This is a genomic window from Pseudoalteromonas arctica, from assembly GCF_012927645.1.
Lineage (GTDB): Bacteria > Pseudomonadota > Gammaproteobacteria > Enterobacterales > Alteromonadaceae > Pseudoalteromonas > Pseudoalteromonas arctica_A.
The window spans coordinates 1-623 of the sequence record NZ_JABBMT010000102.1; the positions used below are offsets into that span (position 1 = coordinate 1).

At 38.2% G+C, this 623-nt stretch carries 1 pseudogene; it reads right to left on the minus strand.

Annotated elements, in window-relative coordinates:
• Positions 1-622: pseudogene (locus HHO47_RS19090) on the minus strand (HlyD family efflux transporter periplasmic adaptor subunit); the annotation flags it as partial.
• Position 623 lies beyond the last annotated feature (1 nt).

Here is a 623-nt window from a genome sequence, read left to right on the forward strand (position 1 = left end):
TACTAAAGTTAAGTTGGCTTAATTGATTTTCTTGCTGCATTAACAAACGCGCTAAATTTTGTTTTTCTTGTTTAGCATCTAGCAGGGCTTGCTGTTGCTGCTCACGCTCAATGTTTGATAAAAAACCATTTTTATTTAGCTGGTTAAGGTTACTTTGTTGGCGGTTAAGTAGTGCTAGTTTTTCATCAGTAAGTTTAAGTTGGCTTTGTAATGCAGCTTGCTCATTAGTAAGCGCACGTTTTTGTGCTTGCAAGTTAAGTGACTCTTGCTTTTGCAGAGTGTGGTTTTGTGTTATTTCGTCATTAAGTAACTGTATTTGCATACTTAACTGCTCAACAAGTTGGGTACTTAATGCAACACCCTGCCTATTATTTTGCTGCACAACAATAGTCGCCAGTGGCTGATCTTTTATAACATAATCGCCCTCTTGTACAAATAGCTGCTCAATCATGCCACCTTGATTAGCAAAGCTTTGGATCACCCCTTTGTTAGGCATTAAAAAACCGCGCACAGTTTCTTTACGAGAGTATTGAGCAGTGAATAAGAAGGTAATAACTGCGATAGCCACACAAGCCAGAATAAACACAGTTAATTTTATTGATAGCGGTTGTGCGAGAGTGATA